Source organism: Burkholderia pyrrocinia, assembly GCF_001028665.1.
GTDB lineage: Bacteria > Pseudomonadota > Gammaproteobacteria > Burkholderiales > Burkholderiaceae > Burkholderia > Burkholderia pyrrocinia.
The window spans coordinates 2,510,603-2,530,110 of sequence record NZ_CP011504.1 but is presented as its reverse complement, the minus strand read 5'-3'; the positions used below and the strand labels follow the sequence as shown (position 1 = coordinate 2,530,110).

The following is a 19,508-nucleotide window of genomic DNA, read 5'->3' as shown; positions in this document are numbered from 1 at the left end:
ACAGCGACGGCATCCTGATCTAAGCTGTCGGCTTCGCCCCGACGACGTTGCGTACATGCGCATGCCGACTGCCTCTCCCGCTCCCGACGCCACGCTTCCGCTCGACTCGGTCTGGTCGACCTTCCCGCACCGCAGGGCCGCCGTGCGCACCTTCATCGCCGGGTACTGCGCCGCGCGCGACCGGCGCGACGCGCCGCTGCACGACAGTCCGGACGGCCAGGTCGTGCGGTTCGATGGCGGCATGGGCCGGCCTTTCGAGCATTTCATGATCGAGGGCGCGCCCGCGTGCAGCGACGGCCCGTTCGCCGTCGGCGCATGGATCACGCGCTATGGCGCCGCACCGCTGCCGCCTGCGCTGCAAGGCAGGACGCGCCGGCTGTCGGACGAGCATTTCATGGCCGCCGATATCGGTGTGCTGTCCGGCGACAATGCACTTGCCGAAGCACTCGCCTGCCACACGCCGGGCGACATCGACGCGTTCAACGCGAGCGCGTCATTCCCGCCGTTCCAGCCGAATCCGGCCGCATTCCTGTTCGCGCACCGGCTGGACGGGCAAATCGCGGCCACCGCGCGCTACGGCTTCGCGTCGGCGCGCGACATCGTCGTCGACCGGGTCGCGACGGCGGACGCCTACCGGCGCCGCGGCTTCGCGATGCAACTGCTCGCCGCGATCGTCGCGCACGCGCGGCAGCGTGGTGCGCAGCGCGTGTGGCTCGTGTCGACCGAAGCCGGTCAGCCGCTGTACCGCGCCGCCGGATTCACGCTGCTCGCGCCGGTCGCGGTGGACGAAGTCGTCGCCTGAAGCACGCATCGAACCGCGCCAGCCATCGCCGTTCGTCTCGCGATTCGTCTCATTGCGCTGAGACGAACGTCCCCGCTCGATTCTTCGATATACTGGACCGAACCCTTTTCGGGGCAACCGCGGGCAACCACGCCCGTCGCGCGTTCGCCCCAACCTGCGTGGAATTGCCTACCGTGAAACCGCGAGCCGGCCTGATTCTCGAACTCTTCGTCAACCTGCTGCTGCCCTGGGTTGCGTACCGGGTCGCGCATCCGTATTTCGGCGAAACCGGCGCGCTGTACGCGTCGGCGGTTCCCCCCATCATCTGGTCGATCGTCGAATTCGTCCGCTCGCGCCGCGTCGACGCGGTGGCGGCCATCGTGCTGTTCGGCATCGCGCTGTCGATCGTCGGAATGGCGCTCGGCGGCAGCCCGCGCACGCTGCTGATGCGCGAATCGCTCGCGTCGGGCACGATCGGCGTCGTGTTCCTGCTGTCGCTGTTCCGCGAACGCCCGCTGATCTTCTATCTCGCCCGCGCCACCGTGGCCCGCGAGATGGACGGCGGCGCCGCGCACTTCGAATCGGTCTGGGCCGCACAGCCGGGGCTGCGGCAGATGCTGCGGCGGATGACCTTCGTGTGGGGCGCCTTCATGACGCTGGAGATGCTGCTGCGCTGCTGGATGGTCATGACCTGGCCCGTCGAGCGCGTGCTGGTCGTGTCGCCGATCATCGGCTACACGGTGTTCGGCTGTCTGCTGACGTGGACGTTCTGGTACCGGCGGCGGATGCGCGTGCGCAACAGCGTCGACATCCCGTCCCGCGACGGCGTCACCGAGGTCGCCGGCCGCTGACGGCCGACGCCGGCCCGGCGGCCTGTCACCGCGCCTGCTGTATGATGCGCGGCGTCTTGTCCGACCAATGCGTTTCCTGTCATGTCCCTTTCGCTCCTTCCGTGCGCCACGATCTGGATCGCCCTGTTCGCGGCCGCCGCACTCGCGTGGCATCGCCCGCAGCACGGCCTGAGCCTCATCCTGGCCACGCTCGGCTATGCCGGCGCGCTGGCGTTCGGCAAGCTCGAGCCGATCGTGCTGGCGCCGCTCGCGCTGCTGGCCGCGGCCGCGTGGGGCGTGTTGCCCGCGCGCCCGCTCGCGGTGCGGATCGCCGCGCATGCGGTGTTTGCCGCGCTCGCGGTCGCGCTGAGCCTGCACCTGATCCCCGGTTTCCACAATCCGCTCGTGATCGCCCCGACGCGCTTCACGCCGGACGCCGTGCCGTTCACGATGTACCTGAATCTCGACAAGCCGCTGGTCGGCCTGTGGCTGCTGTGGGTGCTGCCGTGGGTCGCCCCCGACGTCACTCTGTCGCGCGCGCTGCGCACGGGTGCGGTGGCGGCCGTCGCGACGGCCGCCGCATGCCTGGCCGGCGCGCTCGTGTTCGGGATGGTCGGCTGGGCGCCCAAATGGCCCGCGTCGGGCTGGCTGTGGCTCGTCAACAACCTGCTGCTGGTGACGCTCGCCGAGGAAGCGCTGTTCCGCGGTTACGTGCAAGGCGGGCTGACGCGCGCGCTCCGCGCGTTCGCATGGGGGCCATGGGCTGCGCTGGCAGTCGGTGCGGTGCTGTTCGGCGCCGCGCACGCGGCCGGCGGCTGGCAATGGATCGTGCTCGGCACGGTGGCCGGCGTCGGCTACGGCCTCGCGTGGCGGCGCGGCGGACTGCTCGCCTCCGCGCTCGCGCATGCCGGGCTGAACGTCGTCCACTTCGGGCTGTTCACCTACCCGATGCTCGACGCCGCGCGCTGACCCCGGCGCGCGGCACCACGCGGCGAAATACCGCGCCAGGTTTCAGTTGAACCCGGCGACCGCGTGCGGCACGTACGGGCCTTCGAGCGTGGCGATTTCGTCGTCGGTCAGTTTCAACTCGAGCGCGCCGAGCGCATCGTCCAGTTGCTGCGGCTTCGAGATGCCGACGATCGGCGCGGTGACGCCGCGCTTTTGCGCGACCCATGCGAGCGCGACCTGCGCGCGCGGCACGTTGCGCGCGGCGGCGATCGCCGCGACGGCGTCGACGACCGCCTTGTCCGCATCGGCCGTCGCGTCGTACAGCCGCTGGCCGACGTCGTCCTTCTGCTGCCGCTCCGACGATTCGTCCCAGTTGCGCGTCAGGCGGCCGCGCGCGAGCGGGCTCCACGGAATCACCGCGATGCCCTCGGCTTCGCACAGCGGCAGCATTTCCCGCTCTTCCTCGCGATACAGCAGGTTCAGGTGGTTCTGCATGCTGACGAAGCGGGTCCAGCCGTTCTGCTTCGACGTGTGCAGCGCCTTCGAGAACTGCCACGCGAACATCGACGATGCGCCGATATAGCGTGCCTTGCCGGCCTTCACGACGTCATGCAGCGCCTCGAGCGTCTCCTCGATCGGCGTGCCGTAATCCCAGCGATGAATCTGGTACAGGTCGACGTAATCGGTGCCGAGCCGCTTCAGGCTCTGGTCGATGTCGGTCATGATCGCCTTGCGCGACAGGCCCGCGCCGTTCGGCCCCGGCCGCATCCGGTAGAACACCTTGGTCGCGATCACGACGTCGTCGCGCTTCGTGAAATCGCGCAGCGCGCGGCCGACGATCTCCTCCGACGTGCCGTCCGAATACATGTTCGCGGTATCGAAGAAATTGATGCCGGCTTCGACCGCCCGCTGGATGATCGGGCGGCTCTCCGCTTCCGGCAGCGTCCACGGGTGCGTGCCGCGCGACGGCTCGCCGAACGTCATGCAGCCCAGCACCAGTTTCGATACGTCCAGCCCCGTCGACCCGAATTTCACGTATTCCATCGCGCGCCTCGCCATTGAAGTTGAGCTTGCGGCCGGATGCGCGCCGCCATTCGGCGCGCAGGGCGCGAACGGTGCGCCGCGCATCCGCCAGACGTCGCATGTTATCCCGCGCCGCGCAAACGCGTATGACGTGCACGCGGGCACGCCGCGCGCAACGGGCGCATCGGGCGCCCGGTCGCAACGCGGGAAAGGACGGACGGGTTACTTGACCTGGTCAGCGATCGGCTGCAGGAACGCGGAGAAGCCGGTCAGCATGATCTGCACGCCGATGCACAGCAGCAGGAACGCCGACACGCGCATCGCGACCTTGGTGCCTTCGGTGCCGAGGTAGCGCGACAGCAGCGCGGCGCGGCTGTAGGTTTGCCAGATCACGACTGCGACCAGCACGGAGACGGCAACCGATACGATGCTCGACAGCATGAATTCCGACAGCTTGTGCGTGCGGTTCGCATTCAGCGCGATCGCGGTCGAGATCGAGCCGGGGCCGACCGTCAGCGGCACGGTCAGCGGGAAGAACGCGCGCGTCATGATCGCGTTCGCGTCGATCGGCTTGACCGGCGTGTCGCCGCCGCCCGGCACGTCGGGCTCGTTCAGCATCTGCCAGCCCGCCACCGCGACCGCCAGGCCGCCGCCGATCCGCAGCGCCTCCATCGAGATCCCGAAGAAATGCAGTACGGGCGTGCCGGCGAAGAACGCGACCATCAGCACGATGAACGCGTTGAACGCCACCTTCCGCGCGAGCAGGTCGCGCTCGTGCTCGGTGAGCGCCTCGGTCCGCTCGAGAAACAGGAACGCGATGCCGATCGGATTGATGATGCCGATCAGGCCGGTGAAGCCGAACAGGATCTCGGAGATAAGGCGGTTGACGATCATCGGGCGAAGAATCGGTCGGGGCTGGGCCGGCAGCGCGCCGGGGGTCACGCATTGTAGAGCAAGCGCCCGCGCCCGAGCCGCAAAATGCGGCCGGGCGCGCTTCGCCGTCGATCGTCGCGGCGGGCCCTTACTCGGCGGCCGCCTCCCATGCCGGCGGGCGCTTCGCGAAGAACGCGGCGAAGCCCTCCTTTGCCTCCTCCGTCGCCCGCACGCGCGAGATCGTCTGCGCGGTGAACGCCGCGCGCTCGGCCGACGGCGGATACTCGCCGATTGCGTCGAAGAAGCGCTTGATTTCCATCAGCGCGTTCGGGCCGTTGCGACCCAGTTCCGCGAGCGTCCGGTCGAGCGCTTCGTCGAGCGCGTCGAGCGGCACGGCCTGGTGGATCAGGCCGATCGCGACGGCTTCGCCGGCGGCGAGCTGCGTCGCGGTCAGCGCGAGCCGGCGCGCCTGGCGCTGGCCGACCGCCTCGACCAGATACGGGCCGATCACAGCCGGCAGGATTCCGAAACGCGCCTCGCTGACCGAAAAGCGCGCATGGTCGCTCGCGATCACGATGTCGCAGGCCGCGCACAGGCCCACGCCGCCGCCGAACGCGTGACCCTGCACGCGTGCGACCGTCGGCTTCGGGCACTGCCGGATCGCGCGCATCATCGCGGCGAACCGCTCCGCGTCGCGCAAGTTCGCAGCCGCATCGTTCGCGCTCGCGCGCTGCATCCACTGCAGGTCGGCACCCGCGCAGAATGCGCGGCCGTCCGAGCGCAGCACGATCGCGCGCACGTCGTCGCGCCGGCCGAGCGCCGTGAACGCGTCGGTCAGCTCGGCGATCATCGTCTCGTCGAACGCGTTGAGCACGTCGCCGCGCTGCAGCGCGACGGTCGCGATGCCGCGCGCATCGACCGCGACGGCCAGGGTCTTCAATCCATCCATCGAACAGGTTTCCTCGGGTAGAACGGCAATCATCGAAATCAGGCGGCCTGGCGGCGATCGATCACGCGCCGGGCCTTGCCGGTCGCGGTCGCGGGAATGCCGCCCGCCGCGAGCACCGTCACGCCGGACGACACGCCGACCATCGTCTTGATCCGGTGCTGCAGCTCGCGCGCGAGCGCCGCGCGATCGCTTTCGGTGACGGACGCCTCCGCATCGGAGCGCAGCTCGACCGCGAGGTCGAGCCGGTCCATGTGACCGTCGCGCGACAGCGTGATCTGGAACTGGCCCGACAGCGCCGGCAGCGCGACGACGATCTCCTCGATCTGGCTCGGGAACACGTTCACGCCACGCACGATCAGCATGTCGTCGGAACGACCGGTGATTTTCGCGAGGCGGCGCATCGCGCGCGCGGTCGGCGGCAGCAGCGCGGTGAGGTCGCGCGTGCGGTAGCGGATCACCGGCATCGCTTCCTTCGTCAGCGACGTGAACACGAGCTCGCCCTGGCTGCCGTCGGGCAGCACTTCGCCCGTGACGGGATCGATGATCTCCGGATAGAAATGGTCTTCCCAGATCACCGGGCCGTCCTTCGTCTCGACGCATTCGCACGCGACGCCCGGGCCCATCACTTCCGACAGCCCGTAGATGTCGAGCGCGTCGATGCCCACGCGCGTCTCCACTTCCTCGCGCAACGCCTGCGTCCACGGCTCGGCGCCGAAGATGCCGATCTTCAGCGACGACTCGGCCGGATCCATCCCCTGCCGCACCATTTCGTCGATCAGGTTCAGCATGTACGACGGCGTGACGAGGATGATCTTCGGCTCGAAATCGCGGATCAGTTGCACCTGCTTCTCGGTCTGCCCGCCCGACATCGGCACGACCATGCAGCCGAGCCGCTCCGCGCCGTAGTGAATCCCGAGGCCGCCCGTGAAGAGGCCATAACCGAACGCGTTGTGCAGCGTGTCGCCCGGGCGGCCGCCGGCCGCGCGGATCGAGCGCGCGGTCACGTTCGCCCACGTGTCGATGTCGCGCGCCGTGTAGCCGACCACGGTCGGCTTGCCCGTCGTGCCGCTCGACGCGTGCACGCGCACGACCTGCTCGCGCGGCACCGCAAAGAGCCCGAACGGATAATTGTCGCGCAGGTCGTTCTTCGTCGAGAACGGGAATCGGGCGAGATCGGCCAGCGTCTTCAGGTCGTCCGGATGCACGCCCGCCGCATCGAACGTGCGCCGATAGTGCGGGACGTTGTCGTACGCGTGGCGCAACGACCACTTGACGCGCTCGAGTTGCAGCGCCTGCAGTTCGTCGCGGCTGGCGGTCTCGATCGGCTCGAGGGCGGCGGCGGGGTGCGTCGGGTGAGTCATCGGGGTGCTCCTCCAATGGAGTGATGTCGTTATCGTGTTCGGGGTAACAGGGCCGGCGACTACGACCGGAACGTGCGGCCGGCTGCATGCAGCGCGGCGATGCGCGGCGACACGCGATAGCGGTCCTCGCCGTAGCTCGCCGCGAGGTTCGACAGCACGCGAAACACGCGACCGATGCCGATTGCATCGGCCCACGCGAGCGGGCCGCACGGGTAGTTCACGCCCTTCTCCATCGCGAGGTCGAGATCGGCGGGCGAGCACACGCCCTGGTTCACCGTGTCGGCCGCCTCGTTCGCGAGCATCGCGACGGTGCGCATCGCGATCATCCCCGGCACATCGGCGACGCCGACGACGCGGAAGCCCGCCTGCTGGAACAGCCCGACCGCGTCCGCGTAGGCGGCGTCGCTGCACTGGAGCGCGTGCGTCAGCGCGACGAGCCCGGCCTGCGCGTAATCGCGTGCGAGGTCGACGAGCACGAGATCGGCCACGCCCGTTTGCGCGGCGCGCGCGGTCGCCGTACGGCCGTCGGTCAGCGCGATCGATGCGCGGCCGGCCGTCGCGAGCAGGTCGTCCGGATGCGCGCCAGCCTGCCGCGCGAGCTCGATGCGTTCCACGAAGCGCGCGTGCAGCGCGGCGGCCGGGCCGTCCTGCGCGTACAGCACGACATCCGCCGGCGCATCGCGCGGCGGTTCGAGATCGGGTGCGGGCGGCGTCGCGCCGTCCGCATACGAATAGAAGCCGCGCCCGGACTTGCGCCCGAGGAAGCCTGCATTCACGAGTTCCTGCTGAATCAGCGACGGCGTGTAGCGCGGATCGTTGAAGTACGCGCGGAACACCGACTCGGTCACTGCGAAGTTCACGTCGTGGCCGATCAGGTCCATCAGTTCGAACGGCCCCATCCGGAAGCCGCCGGCCTCGCGCATCACCGCGTCGATCGACGCCGGCGCGCCGCCCTGCTCGTTCAGCACGCGTAGCGCTTCCGCGTAATACGGCCGCGCGACGCGGTTCACGATGAAGCCCGGCGTCGATTTCGCCATCACGGGCTTTTTGCCCCACGCGGCCGCGGTCGCATACAGGACCTGCGCAACGTCGGGCGCGGTCGCGAGCCCGCTGACCACCTCGACGAGCGCCATCAGCGGCGCCGGGTTGAAGAAATGCAGGCCGGCGACGCGCTGCGGCACGCGCAGCCCGGCCGCAATCGACGTGATCGAGATCGACGACGTGTTGGTCGCCAGCACGCACGTGTCGTCGACATGGCGTTCGAGCGTCGCGAAAATCTCGCGCTTCACGTCGAGCCGCTCGGCCGCCGCCTCGACGACCAGCGCCGCGCCCGCGAGATCGGCCAGCGCGCGCACTGCCTGGATCCGGTTGCCGGCCGCGTCGGCCTGTGCCGGTTCGAGCCGGCCTTTCTCCGCGAGCCGTGCGAACTGCGCGCGGATGCCGGCCAGCGCCTTGTCGCAGGCCGCTTCGTTCAGGTCGTACAGCAGCACCGTATGGCCGGCCGCCGCCGCAACTTGCGCAATGCCCGCGCCCATCGCGCCGGCGCCGATCACGCCGACGACGGCCGACTGCGCCAGCGCGCCCGAGTTCACCGAATGTGCAGAGGAAACAGCCATCGCTTGCGATCCGTCATGAAGTGGAAGTGCGAGCGATTATAAACCGACCGGTCGGTAGATTTATGTCAGGACGAGCCCGAATTTGTCGTGCAAGAGACCGTTACGGAAACTGCAAAGACAAAAAAATGAAGGATTGGGGCACTTTTTGTAAACCGAAAGGTCAATGAAAGCGTTCGAATATGAGATTGTGGCCCCCAAACGCCTGATAAAATTCGACAACTCGCCGGATTTCAGGGGGAAACCGCGTGTCACGCTGCCACCGATGTCCATCGCGCGCCCCCTTCCGGGGTCGGAACCGAGCCTCCGGCCGGCGCGTCGTCACGATTGTGCGCCCCGCCATCGGCGGCCAGCCGCATCGAACCGTTTCACCCAGCGACGGGCCTCGGCCCGCCCGCGCCCCTCGCCGCCTCATGGCGGCGAACTCGAGGCAGCGCCATCGCGCGCCGCCACCTTTCGGTTTCATCGTCCTCGTTCGGCGGATAGTACGGCCGGGCTTCGTCACCCCGTGACGGCGCGTCGCGCGCCGCCACTCGCATAAGGAAACCCTCCATGCCGCTCTCGTCCAACCAGCTCCCGCGCTGGACCCTCTGGGCCCCGCTTGCCGCATGGCTGGTACTCGCGCTGTCGCGCGTCGTGCCGGCCGAAGGCCTCGTCATCGCGGTGCTCGCCGCCGCACTCGCCGGCGCCGTGTTCGCCGCCGTCCACCATGCGGAAGTCGTCGCGCACCGCGTCGGCGAACCGTTCGGCACGCTCGTGCTCGCGGTCGCCGTGACCGTCATCGAAGTCGCGCTGATCGTGTCGGTGATGCTCGGCGCGGGCCCCGAGAAATCGGGCCTCGCGCGCGATACCGTGTTCGCCGCCGTGATGATCATCTGCAACGGCATCGTCGGCATCTGCCTGCTGGTCGGCGCGTGGAAGCACGGCGAACAGGACTTCCAGGGACGCGGCGCGAGCAAGGCGCTCGCGGTGCTGGCGTCGCTGTCGGTGCTGTCGCTCGTGATGCCGAACTACCTCAGCGCCGCGCCGGGCCCGTTCTTTTCGAAATCGCAGCTCGCGTTTGCCGGCGTATCGTCGCTCGTGCTGTACGGCGCATTCGTGTTCGTACAGACCGTGCGCCACCGCGACTACTTCCTCGCCGCGCACGACAGCGCAAACGAGTCGGTGCACGCCGCGGCGCCGAGCACGCGTACCGCCGTCATCAGCATGATCCTGCTGTTCGTGAGCCTCGTCGCGGTCGTGCTGCTCGCGAAGCTGCTGTCGCCGGCCGTCGAGCACGCAGTGCTGAAGCTCGGCGCGCCCGAAGCCGCGGTCGGCATCGTGATCGCCGCGCTCGTGCTGCTGCCGGAAGGGCTCGCGGCCGTCACCGCCGCACGCGCAAACCGCCTGCAGACCAGCATGAACCTCGCGCTCGGTTCGGCACTCGCGAGCATCGGGCTCACGATCCCGACCGTCGCGGCCGTGTTCATCTGGATCGGCCAGCCGCTCACGCTCGGCATCGGCGCGATGGAAACCGTGCTGCTGGCGCTGACCTTGCTGGTCAGCACGCTGACGCTCAGCCAGGGGCGCACGACGGTGCTGCACGGCGTGGTGCACCTGTCGCTGTTCGCCGCGTACCTGTTCCTGTCGATCACGCACTGACGCCCGAAAACGCGCGGCCCGGCGGATCGCTCCGCCGGGCCGCGCGTTTTTTTACGTCCCTTCACCCGCCTTCGTTCACGTCACGTCTTCGTTACCGAACCGGAATCACCAGATGCTGGCCCGCCAGGATCAGGTTCGGATTGGCGAGGTTGTTGCGGCGCTGGATCTCGCGATAACGCTGGCCGCTGCCGAGCTTGCTCGCCGCGATCATGTTCAGCGTGTCGCCCGACTTCACCACGTACGTGTGTTCGCCTGAAGCTGCCGCGGTCGTCACCGCCTGGTCGCTGACGAAGTACTTGCGCAACAGGTCGAGATACTGCGGCGACTGCTTGAGCTTCGCGATCGCGGCGTTCAGGTAGATCAGCAGATCCTGGTCGTCGGTACGCACGCCGATCTTGTACGCGATGTTCGAGCCGTCGAGCTTGGTCACCGCGAACTTCAGGTCGGTGCCCTTGATCGAGCTGACCGCGAACGGATAGTCGTAGATGAACGCGTCGACCGTATGGCCGTCGATGCTCTTCGCGATGAACGCCGGATCGGAATCGTCGACCTCGACGAACCGGACGTTCGGATACTGGCGCGTGACGAACGCGTGCACGTCGGGGTCGCCCTTCAGGATGCCGACCGTCTTGCCCGCGAGATCGTCGGTCGAGCGGATCGCGGACCCTTGCCGCACGATCAGCGAATAGCCGAAATCGTCGACGTACGGCACCGAATAGACGACGCCGGCCGGCGTGTTGTCCGGGAACGTCAGCCCGTCCATCGCCACGTCGACGACGTGGTTGCCCTTCGCGTCGGTGTCGAGCAGTTGCTTCGGCACGCCCGGATACGTGTCGACCTCGTGACGCGTATCGACGACGACCGGCTTGCCGCCGTGCGAGAACGACGGATCGGCGAACAGCAGCCGCGCGAATTCGACGTTGAAGCCGTGCGGTGCGCCCTTGTCCTCGCCGAAGAACGGCTCGCTCGGGTTCTGCACCGAGATCCGCACGATGCCGTTTTCGGCAATCGATTTCAGCGTGCTGGCCTGCGGCGTGAAGCCGGCCGGCAGCACATTGGCCGACGGTGACGGCTGCGCGGGCTGGCCGGTGTCGCCAGTTTGCGCGGACGTCGAGGCCGGGGCCGCGTCATGCGCGGGGATCAGCGTCGACAGGCCGCCCTGATGCACGATCCATACGCCGACGAGCACCACCAGAAACGCAATTGCGCCGAGAAGTTTTTTCATGGTTGCGTGCCTGCAGGAAGTTATTGTTGTTTCGACGGCAACTGGGCGGGATTCGCCGCATCGGGTCCGGGAACGGGCACGTGGCCGCCGGTCATCGCCTGCTGCTGCGCCTGCTTGACCTCGGGGTTATCCATCAGCGACGTCTCCATTTCGGAGAACGCCTTGTTGACCGAGCGCATCACCGAATCGACGGCCACGTCGGTCTTGATCTGCTCGAACGTGTCGGACGCCTGCCGGCCCGCGAGCTTGTTCATCTGCTGCGCCGCCTGCGACATGTCCCACATCGCCTTCGCGCGGTCGATCGCCGACGCGAAATTCTTCAGTTCCGCCTGCACCTGCTTGTAGCGGCCTTCGCGAAACGAGAGCAGCTGCTTCATCGTGTCAAGCTGCGACCGGAAGCGCGGCGCGTCGTCCGGATACTGCTTCTCGAACAGTTCCGTCTTGCTCTCGAAGTTCTTCACCTCGGTGCGGAACGCGGTGATGCTGTCCGCGAATTTCTGCGCCGCCTGGCGCTTTTCCGCGAGCTGGTTGATCAGCGTCTCGATCGGATTCGCCTGCGCCTCCTCGACGATCATCTTCACCTTCTGGTTCGCGAACTTCATCGCGACGACCGGCGCGAAATAGATCGCGCCGAGGCCGATGACGCCCGCCGTGATCAGCGCGATCACCCCCTTCAGGATGAACAGCGCGGCCGGTGCCGCGATCGCGACGCCGGCAATGATGATCGCCCACTTGATCAGCTTTACCTTGCCACTCCCCGAACTGCCGTTTGCTTCTTCATTCGAAAGCTGCGACATGAGTTTTTCTCCTTGAACCTCGAACCGAACTGCGTGCGTTTGCTTCTTCAAGCTCATTCGAAATGCTTCGGACTCCGGGGCCGCCGGACGGTCAGGAAAGCCGGCGGCGCAATACAGGGCGAGCGCCGGCGGGCGTCACGAGACGCCGGTGTAGGTGCCGTTCAGGATGCGGTGATCGGGGGCGGCAGGCTGCGGCCCGATGCGGCGGGCCGGACCGGCGCCGTTCATCGGCGCGGCCAGCGCGCGGACGGAAGTGTACCGAGGCACGGTACGAAACGGGATGACGGATGCGTGACGCGGCGGGCGTCGGGAGAATCGTTGTTCCGGCGGGCCGACCGATGCGGCGCCGGGATTCCGGTACGAGTGAGTAAAGGCTCATCGTTGTTCTTTTGCGTATCGCGGGTGCAGGAACCGCGCGGCCGGCGCGTCCCGCTCCAAATGCACTGCCGGTATCGTGCGCCGACCGGCATGCAGCGTCAAGCGGTTGTCGCAGTGCAGCGAACCGCCGCGTTCCGGCGTTGAAACACGGGTATCGAGGCAGCTTTCATGACGGTAAGGATTCGCACGACGCCCGCCTGCCTTGCTCGATCAGGATTGCTTGCCATCGCAGCGCCGCAAGCTTCCGGATTGAAAGCTTGTGACACGGCACGAACGTGCTACGTCACCGCGCCGCCCTGCTCCTGCGCGAGAAACCGCTCGACCATCGCGTTGAACACCGGCAGCGCCGGATTGTCGTTATCCGCGCGCCACGCGAGATACAGCTCCGCTGCGGCGTCGACGCCGGCGAGCGGCCGGAACACCACGCCGTCCACATGCAGTTCGCGCGCCGACGCCGGCACGAGCGCTGCGCCGAGCCCCGCACGCACGAGGCCGAGGATCGTATGCGTCTGCCCGACGTAGTGCAGGTAGTTCGGCAGCCGCCCTGCGTTCGCGAACAGGCCGGAGATCAGGTCGTGGAAGTATTTCCCTTCGTTCGGCGAATACGCGATGAACGGCTGCCGGTCGAGATCGTCGGGGCCGATGCGCTCGCACGCGGCGAGCGGCACGCCCTCCGCGACCGCGACCAGCATCGGTTCGCGCTGTACGAGCCGGTATTCGAGCGGCTGGCGCGAAGCGCGCTGGCGCACGAAGCCCGCGTCGAGCATCCGCGACGCGAGCGCGTCGATCTGCACCGTCGACACCATCTCGCGCAATTCGACGTCGACGTCCGGCAGCGCGTGCGCGGCGTGCGCCAGCAGCATCGGGATCATCCGGTACGCGCTGACGGCCGTGAAGCCGAGCGTGATGCGGCCGGCCCCGCCGTGCGCGACGCGCTGCGCGGCCTGCTCGGCCCGCGCGGAGAATTCGAGGATGTGTCGCGCGTCGCGCAGGAAGCGCTCGCCGGCCGCGGTCAGGCTCACCTGCCGGCTGCTGCGTTCGAGCAGTGCGATGCCGAGCGCGTGCTCGAGCAACTGGATCTGCCGGCTGAGCGGCGGTTGCGTCATGAAGAGCCGTTTGGCCGCGTGGCCGAAATGAAGCTCCTCGGCCACCGCGACGAAGCAGCGAAGCTGGTGCAGTTCAATCATCCAGATTTTGTATCGATCGAGGGTGTTTCGAGGTTAGACCGATATCGATACGATTTCCATGCTCGGTTGCACCTTATATATGGCGCGCGGGCTGCTTCGAGCGGATTCGCATCGCGCCGCCGGGCGCATGAGCATCGCGATGGCGCACGTGGTTCCGGCTGCACACGTCCGCCCGTGCCGTCACGCGCGTTTGCGGCCGCCCGGCATCTGCTCGACCGTCAACCGGTCGAGTTCGCGCAGGTCGTTCTCCAGCGCAGGCGTGAGCGTCGTGCGCAGGTGGTCGAGGAACGTGCGGATCTTCGCGTCGAGATAACGGCGCGTCGCGTAGACCGCATACACGCTCACCGTCTGCAACCGGTACTCGGGCAGCACGCGGATCAGCCGCCCTTCGCGAATGTCGTCGAGCACCGTATACAACGCGACGCACGCGATCCCGCGCCCGGCGCGCACCGCGACGCACAGCGCGTCCGGTACGTTGACCTGGAACGGCGCCGGCTGCAGCGCGTAGACGGCCTCCTCGCCGTCATTGCGCTCGAGCCGCCATTCGCCGGCCGGCGATGCAGGCGTATCGAGGCGCAGGCACACGTGGTTCGGCAAATCGTCGGGCGTCTGCGGCGTGCCGTGCCGCGCCAGGTATTCGCGCGACGCGACGAGCACGCTGCAGCTCGTACCGCAGGTCTGCGCGACATAGCCCGAATCGGGCAGCTGCGACGCCGTCACGATCGACACGTCGTAGCCTTCCTCGACGAGATTCGGCATCCGCTGCGCGAGCGTCAGCTCGACCGACACGTCCGGGTTGTCCTCCTGGTAACGGACGATCGACGACACGACATGACTCTGCCCGAGCCCCGTCATCGCATGGATGCGCATCTTGCCGCTCGGCCGCAACAGCGCGTTGCGCGCCTCCGCGTTCGCGTAGTCGATTTCCGCGAGGATCGATTTCGCGCGCTCGAAATAGCGTTCGCCGCTTTCGGTGAGGCCGAGATGGCGCGTCGTGCGATGCAGCAGGCGCGTCTGTACGTGCGCTTCGAGGTTCGATACCGCGCGCGATACCTGCGCGGTGGTCGCGTCGATTTCCTTCGCGACCGCAGTAAAACTGCCGGCTTCGACAACGCGCACGAACAGGCGCATGTTTTCGAGCATGTCCATTGGATTGGCTTGGGGAGAGTCAGTGGGGAGGCGTCGGCGGCGCTCGCGTCAGATGGGGAACGGAACGCAGCCGCGAACCACGTCGAATCGATCACCGTGCCGGGGGAAAGGCGGGAGAGCGGGCATCGCGTACGTGGTTCTGGCATATCGGGGATTCAGTGGCCGGAATTGTACGCCGCCGCAGACGAATTTGCGCTATCGCCCGGCGCCCAAGCTTTCATCGGATGAAAGGCTTTTGCAAGGCGTGTGCGCCGTGCGCGTGCAACGGCCTGATGCAGCGCGACAATTTGTATCACAACACGATATAATTCCACCCTTGTCGCCGCGCGCATCCGCGCCGTCATTCTTACTGCTTACCGTCCATGTCGTCAGGCTCCCCGTCGTCGCGCCGCACGTTGCGCCAATGGCTGCACAGCTTCCTTCCCCATCCGATGTCGCTCGGCTGGCGCGAGCGCCTGCGTTCGTGCACGGGCGCGCTCGTCGGCATCGCGACGGTCGGCGTCACGATGCGGTGGCTGCCCGGCGTGCCGGGCCTCGTGCCGCTGCTCGTCGCGCCGATGGGGGCGTCGGCCGTGCTGCTGTTCGCGGTGCCGGCGAGTCCGCTCGCGCAGCCGTGGTCGATCATCGGCGGCAATCTCGTCGCGGCGACGGTCGGTGTCGCGTGCGCGCATTGGATCGCCGATCCGATCACGGCCGCCGCGGTCGCGATCGCATGCGCGATCGGCGGCATGTTCGCGCTGCGCTGCGTGCACCCGCCGTCGGGCGCCGTCGCGCTCACGGCCGTGGTCGGCGGCCCGGCAATCCATTCGCTCGGATTCAGTTTCGTGCTGGAGCCGATCGCACTGCAATCGGCGATCCTGCTGTCGGCCGCGCTCGCGTATCACGCGCTGACCGGGCACCGCTATCCGCACGGCGGCGTGCGCCCCGAAGCGAAACCGCAGGCAGGCGGCGCCGCACCGGCGCGCGGCGGCTTCACGCGCGGCGACCTCGACGCGGTGCTGAAGCGCCGCAGCGAATGGCTCGACGTCGATCCGGACGATCTCGAAACGCTGTTGCGCGAAACCGAGATGCAGGCCTATACGCGCACGTTCGGCCAGCTCAGGTGCGCCGACCTGATGACGAAGAATGCGATCGAGGTCGCGCCGTCGACGTCGGTGACGGCCGCGCTCACGCTGCTCGACCGCCACCGCGTGAAGGCGCTGCCCGTCGTCGACGGCGAAGGCCGCCTGGCCGGCATCGTCACGCGCGCCGACCTCACGCGCCAGTTGCGCCGCCCGACCCCGCTGTGGCAACGCCTGTCCGCGCGGCTGCCGCAATCGTTCGGCGGCCAGCCCGCGAGCGTCGCGTCGGTGATGACACGCGACGTCGCGTTCGTGCCGGAAACGATGCCGATCACGGCGCTCGTGCCGCTGTTCACGCATTCGGGCCACCACCACATTCCGGTTGTCGATGCGTCGCGGCGGCTCGTGGGAATCATTACGCAGACGGATCTGGTCACGGGCCTCTACCGGCAGACGCAGATGCTCGAGGCCGCTTAACGCAAGCGCAACGCGCCGACGCCACGCGGAATGCATTCATTCCGCCTCAATTCGCTCATTTATATCATGTTGTGATACATTAGCCGTTTCCGAAACCGACTGTCCGACCGATCTCGATGAACGATACCCGACGCGCGCTGAACAAAAGCGATTTCCAGCAACTGTCCGAGTTCCGCTACCAGATGCGCCGCTTCGAGCGCTTTTCCGAACGCGCCGCGCAAAGCGAAGGCGTGACGCCGCTGCAATACCTGCTGCTGCTGCACATCAAGGGTTATCCGCATCGCGAATGGGCAACCGTCGGCGAGCTCGCGGAACGCCTGCAGGCGCAGCATCACGGTGTCGTCGCGCTGGTGACGCGCTGCGAAGCGCTCGGGCTCGTGAAGCGCAAGACGAGCGACGCGGACCGCCGGCAGGTCGAGGTCCACCTCGAGCAAGCCGGCGAGACACTGCTCGCACGCCTCGCGGCGATGCATCGCGCCGAGCTGAAGTCGCTCAAGGGCACGTTCCAGGTTCCCCAGATCGATTACTGACCCTTACTGTTGCCACTCCGATGAACGCACCGCACAAACGCGATTTCTCGACCAACGAACGCCTGCCCAGGATCGCGTTGCTTGCCGCCGGGATCGGCCTGCTCAGCACGCTTGCCGCGTTCGTGCTGTTGAGCCTGATCCACCTGTTCACGAACCTGTTCTTCTTCCAGCAGTTCTCGTTCGCCGACCGCTCTCCGGCGAACCACACGCTCGGCGCATGGGTGATCGTCGTACCGGTGATCGGCGGGCTGATCGTCGGGATGATGGCGCGCTTCGGTTCGGAAAAAATCCGCGGCCACGGCATTCCCGAAGCGATCGAGGCGATCCTGTTCGGCAAGAGCCGCATGTCGCCGAAAGTCGCGATCCTCAAGCCGCTGTCGTCCGGCGTCGTGATCGGCAGCGGCGGCCCGTTCGGCGCCGAAGGCCCGATCATCATGACGGGCGGCGCACTCGGCTCGCTGATCGCGCAGTGCGTGCACGTGACCGCCGCCGAGCGCAAGACGCTGCTCGTCGCCGGGGCGGCCGCCGGCATGACGGCCGTGTTCGGCACGCCGGTCGCCGCGGTGCTGCTCGCGGTCGAACTGCTGCTGTTCGAATGGCGTCCGCGCAGTTTCCTGCCGGTCGCGCTCGCATGCGCGGTCGCCGGTTTCGCACGCGCGCTGTTCTTCGGCGCCGATCCGCTGTTTCCGCTCGCCACCGCCGCGCCGACGCCAGTCGCGCTGCTGTCGTGCATCGTCGCGGGCCTGCTGTCGGGCATGCTCGCCTGCGGCCTGTCGGCTGCGCTGTACCGCGTCGAGGACACCTTCGCGAAGCTGCCCGTGCACTGGATGTGGTGGCCCGCGCTCGGCGCGATCGTGATCGGGGTCGGCGGCTGGCTCGAACCGCGCGCGCTCGGCGTCGGCTACGACGTGATCGGCGACCTCCTCCACCAGCACATCGCGCTGAAGATCGCGCTCGCGCTGCTGCTCGTGAAGGCCGTGATGTGGGTGATCGCGCTCGGTTCGGGTACGTCGGGTGGTGTGCTCGCCCCGCTGCTGATGCTCGGCGCCGGTCTCGGCACCGTGCTGTCGCCGGTGCTGCCGGGCGGCGATCCGGCGCTGTGGCCGCTCGTGTGCATGGCCGCGACGCTCGGCGCGACGCTCGGCGCCCCGCTGACCGCGATCGTGTTCGCGTTCGGCCTCACGCACGACGCCAACGCGCTGCTGCCGTTGCTTGCAGCGACGCTCGTCGCGCACGGCTTCGCGACCATCGTGATGAAGCGCTCGATCATGACGGAAAAGATCGCGCGCCGCGGCTATCACATCTACCGCGAATACGGCGTCGATCCGCTCGAGCGGCATGACATCGGCGAAGTGATGACGTCCGCCGACCGGCTCGTCGCGATCGACGGCGCGTCGACGCTCGATGCCGTCGAGACGCAGTACTTCGGCGCGAAGCAGACGCATCGCGCGTATCCGGTCGTGCAGAACGGTCGCCTGCTCGGCCTCGTCGATCGCGCGACGCTCGACGCGCAGCGCGCACATGCAGCGCCAGACACGCCGATCTCGGGCGCGTTCGCCAACCGTGCGCCCACCGTCGCGCTTGCGCACGAAACGTGCCGCGTCGTCGCATCGCGACTCGCGATGCTCGGCCTCGAACGCCTGCCCGTCGTCGACGACACGCAATCGCTGCGCATCACGGGAATCGTATCGCGCAGCGACCTGATCAAGCCCGCGCTCCAGCATTTCGACGACGAACACAAGCGCGAGCGCTTTCGCCCGATCGTCCCGGCCAACCTGCGCGACATCGGCACGCGCAAGGCCGGCTGACGCATCCAGCGTGCGCGGCACCCCGGCCGCGCACCGCTTCATCATCGCGCCTCACCTCGCTGCACGATGCGGCGCGCGCCTCGTGCACCGCATCGCTTTCCGCGTTTAAAGTTGGTTAACAATCCAACCGACGAAAGTTTGTCATCATGGTACCCATGCGACGGGGCCAACACATTCAGCCATTCCAATTCGCGATCAGAATCAGATAAAGAGTCGCGGCGCGGCATGCAGACACATGCCGCACGCCGCGACCGTCACCTCACCACATCATCGGGCAGCGCGCCGACCAGGCAACGCATGACGTCGTTGCCGCGTCACCCGTCCATCGACGGGCCGCACACGATGCATGCCGCGCCGCAGCAGAGCTGCACAGCACCGCAGCCGCCGCTTGGCAAGCGCGTTAACAACTTGTTTCGGAATAGCCGGAACCGTGCTTGTTCAATGCGATCTCATTAGCACGCAGTACTGCTGCGCATCCCACTCAATCAATCACGACTCGAGGGAGATAACGTGAACGTGAAATACTTACCGCTCATCGCATTGACCGTGGCATTTTCTGCTCATGCAGCCGATTCTGCCCTGCAGAACGTGGGACAAAGCCAGAAACCCGCCGACCAGGTGGCGCAGTGCATCGCCAAGACCTGGGCCGACAAGTCGCAGCAACAGGTGACGTCGCAGTATGAACTCGCGAACGGCCTCGCGATGGCCGTTTATGCACCGGGTCAGCAACCGCCGAACGGCGCCGCCGCCGTGGTGCGCCCGGCCAACGCCGCGAACGCGAAGACCTGGGTCGGTTTCCGCGGCGGCGATGCGTCGTCGGCCGGCGACATCAACGCCTGCCTGTAACGAAAACAGGCGCTCCGGATAGCCTTGCGCC

Annotated in this window: 17 protein-coding genes; 8 read left to right on the top strand and 9 right to left on the bottom strand. The window is 67.7% G+C overall.

From position 1 onward, the window contains the following. Positions 1–61 precede the first annotated feature (61 nt). The 3 genes from ABD05_RS27365 (at position 62) to ABD05_RS27355 (ending at position 2,580) form a co-directional block, all read left to right on the top strand. Positions 62–802 (top strand): GNAT family N-acetyltransferase, encoded by a 741-nt coding sequence (locus ABD05_RS27365; protein ID WP_047903843.1) that lies wholly within the window; start codon positions 62–64, stop codon positions 800–802. A gap of 173 nt (positions 803–975) precedes the next feature. Then, positions 976–1,632 carry a VC0807 family protein gene (locus ABD05_RS27360; protein ID WP_047903092.1) on the top strand — a complete coding sequence of 219 codons (657 nt, stop codon included), beginning with the start codon at positions 976–978 and terminating at the stop codon, positions 1,630–1,632. An 81-nt stretch (positions 1,633–1,713) separates the two neighbouring features. Next, positions 1,714–2,580 carry a CPBP family intramembrane glutamic endopeptidase gene (locus ABD05_RS27355; protein ID WP_047903091.1) on the top strand — a complete coding sequence of 289 codons (867 nt, stop codon included), beginning with the start codon at positions 1,714–1,716 and terminating at the stop codon, positions 2,578–2,580. Positions 2,581–2,622: 42 nt separating this feature from the next. On the opposite strand, the gene ABD05_RS27350 is transcribed toward ABD05_RS27355, so the two are convergent. From ABD05_RS27350 to ABD05_RS27330, 5 genes are all read right to left on the bottom strand, one after another. Then, on the bottom strand, positions 2,623–3,603 hold the full coding sequence (locus tag ABD05_RS27350; RefSeq protein WP_047903090.1) for an aldo/keto reductase: 981 nt from the start codon (positions 3,601–3,603) through the stop codon (positions 2,623–2,625). Positions 3,604–3,804: 201 nt separating this feature from the next. Then, entirely contained in the window at positions 3,805–4,476 is a 672-nt protein-coding gene (locus ABD05_RS27345) for a MarC family protein (RefSeq protein ID WP_047903089.1), read from the bottom strand. A 127-nt stretch (positions 4,477–4,603) separates the two neighbouring features. Next, positions 4,604–5,404: an enoyl-CoA hydratase-related protein gene (locus ABD05_RS27340; protein WP_047903088.1), complete on the bottom strand. Its 801-nt coding sequence runs from the start codon at positions 5,402–5,404 to the stop codon at positions 4,604–4,606. A 38-nt stretch (positions 5,405–5,442) separates the two neighbouring features. Further along, entirely contained in the window at positions 5,443–6,765 is a 1,323-nt protein-coding gene (gene paaK, locus ABD05_RS27335) for a phenylacetate--CoA ligase PaaK (protein ID WP_047903087.1), read from the bottom strand. 59 nt (positions 6,766–6,824) lie between these two features. After that, entirely contained in the window at positions 6,825–8,381 is a 1,557-nt protein-coding gene (locus tag ABD05_RS27330) for a 3-hydroxyacyl-CoA dehydrogenase (protein ID WP_047903086.1), read from the bottom strand. Positions 8,382–8,930: 549 nt separating this feature from the next. Here ABD05_RS27330 and ABD05_RS27325 point away from each other — a divergent pair. After that, the gene (locus ABD05_RS27325) at positions 8,931–10,019 is read left to right on the top strand and encodes a calcium:cation antiporter (RefSeq protein ID WP_047903085.1); all 1,089 of its coding nucleotides are present in this window, start codon (positions 8,931–8,933) and stop codon (positions 10,017–10,019) included. A 91-nt stretch (positions 10,020–10,110) separates the two neighbouring features. Here the strand turns inward: ABD05_RS27325 and ABD05_RS27320 are convergent, their stop codons facing one another. The 4 genes from ABD05_RS27320 to ABD05_RS27305 form a co-directional block, all read right to left on the bottom strand. Next, positions 10,111–11,244 carry a transporter substrate-binding and LysM peptidoglycan-binding domain-containing protein gene (locus ABD05_RS27320; RefSeq protein WP_047903084.1) on the bottom strand — a complete coding sequence of 378 codons (1,134 nt, stop codon included), beginning with the start codon at positions 11,242–11,244 and terminating at the stop codon, positions 10,111–10,113. A gap of 20 nt (positions 11,245–11,264) precedes the next feature. Next, entirely contained in the window at positions 11,265–12,041 is a 777-nt protein-coding gene (locus tag ABD05_RS27315) for a hypothetical protein (protein WP_047903083.1), read from the bottom strand. 656 nt (positions 12,042–12,697) lie between these two features. Further along, positions 12,698–13,606, bottom strand: coding sequence for a LysR family transcriptional regulator (locus ABD05_RS27310; RefSeq protein WP_047903082.1), 909 nt, complete (start codon positions 13,604–13,606; stop codon positions 12,698–12,700). A 180-nt stretch (positions 13,607–13,786) separates the two neighbouring features. Beyond that, positions 13,787–14,755 (bottom strand): LysR family transcriptional regulator, encoded by a 969-nt coding sequence (locus tag ABD05_RS27305; RefSeq protein WP_047903081.1) that lies wholly within the window; start codon positions 14,753–14,755, stop codon positions 13,787–13,789. 362 nt (positions 14,756–15,117) lie between these two features. Here ABD05_RS27305 and ABD05_RS27300 point away from each other — a divergent pair, with 362 nt between their 5' ends. The 4 genes from ABD05_RS27300 (at position 15,118) to ABD05_RS27285 (ending at position 19,477) form a co-directional block, all read left to right on the top strand. Beyond that, on the top strand, positions 15,118–16,293 hold the full coding sequence (locus tag ABD05_RS27300) for an HPP family protein (RefSeq protein ID WP_047903080.1): 1,176 nt from the start codon (positions 15,118–15,120) through the stop codon (positions 16,291–16,293). A 116-nt stretch (positions 16,294–16,409) separates the two neighbouring features. Further along, positions 16,410–16,823, top strand: a complete 414-nt coding sequence (locus tag ABD05_RS27295; protein WP_047903079.1) for a MarR family winged helix-turn-helix transcriptional regulator — start codon at positions 16,410–16,412, stop codon at positions 16,821–16,823. A 20-nt stretch (positions 16,824–16,843) separates the two neighbouring features. Next, on the top strand, positions 16,844–18,631 hold the full coding sequence (locus ABD05_RS27290) for a chloride channel protein (protein WP_047903078.1): 1,788 nt from the start codon (positions 16,844–16,846) through the stop codon (positions 18,629–18,631). Between the two features lie 510 nt (positions 18,632–19,141). Beyond that, positions 19,142–19,477 (top strand): hypothetical protein, encoded by a 336-nt coding sequence (locus tag ABD05_RS27285; RefSeq protein ID WP_174418674.1) that lies wholly within the window; start codon positions 19,142–19,144, stop codon positions 19,475–19,477. Positions 19,478–19,508 lie beyond the last annotated feature (31 nt).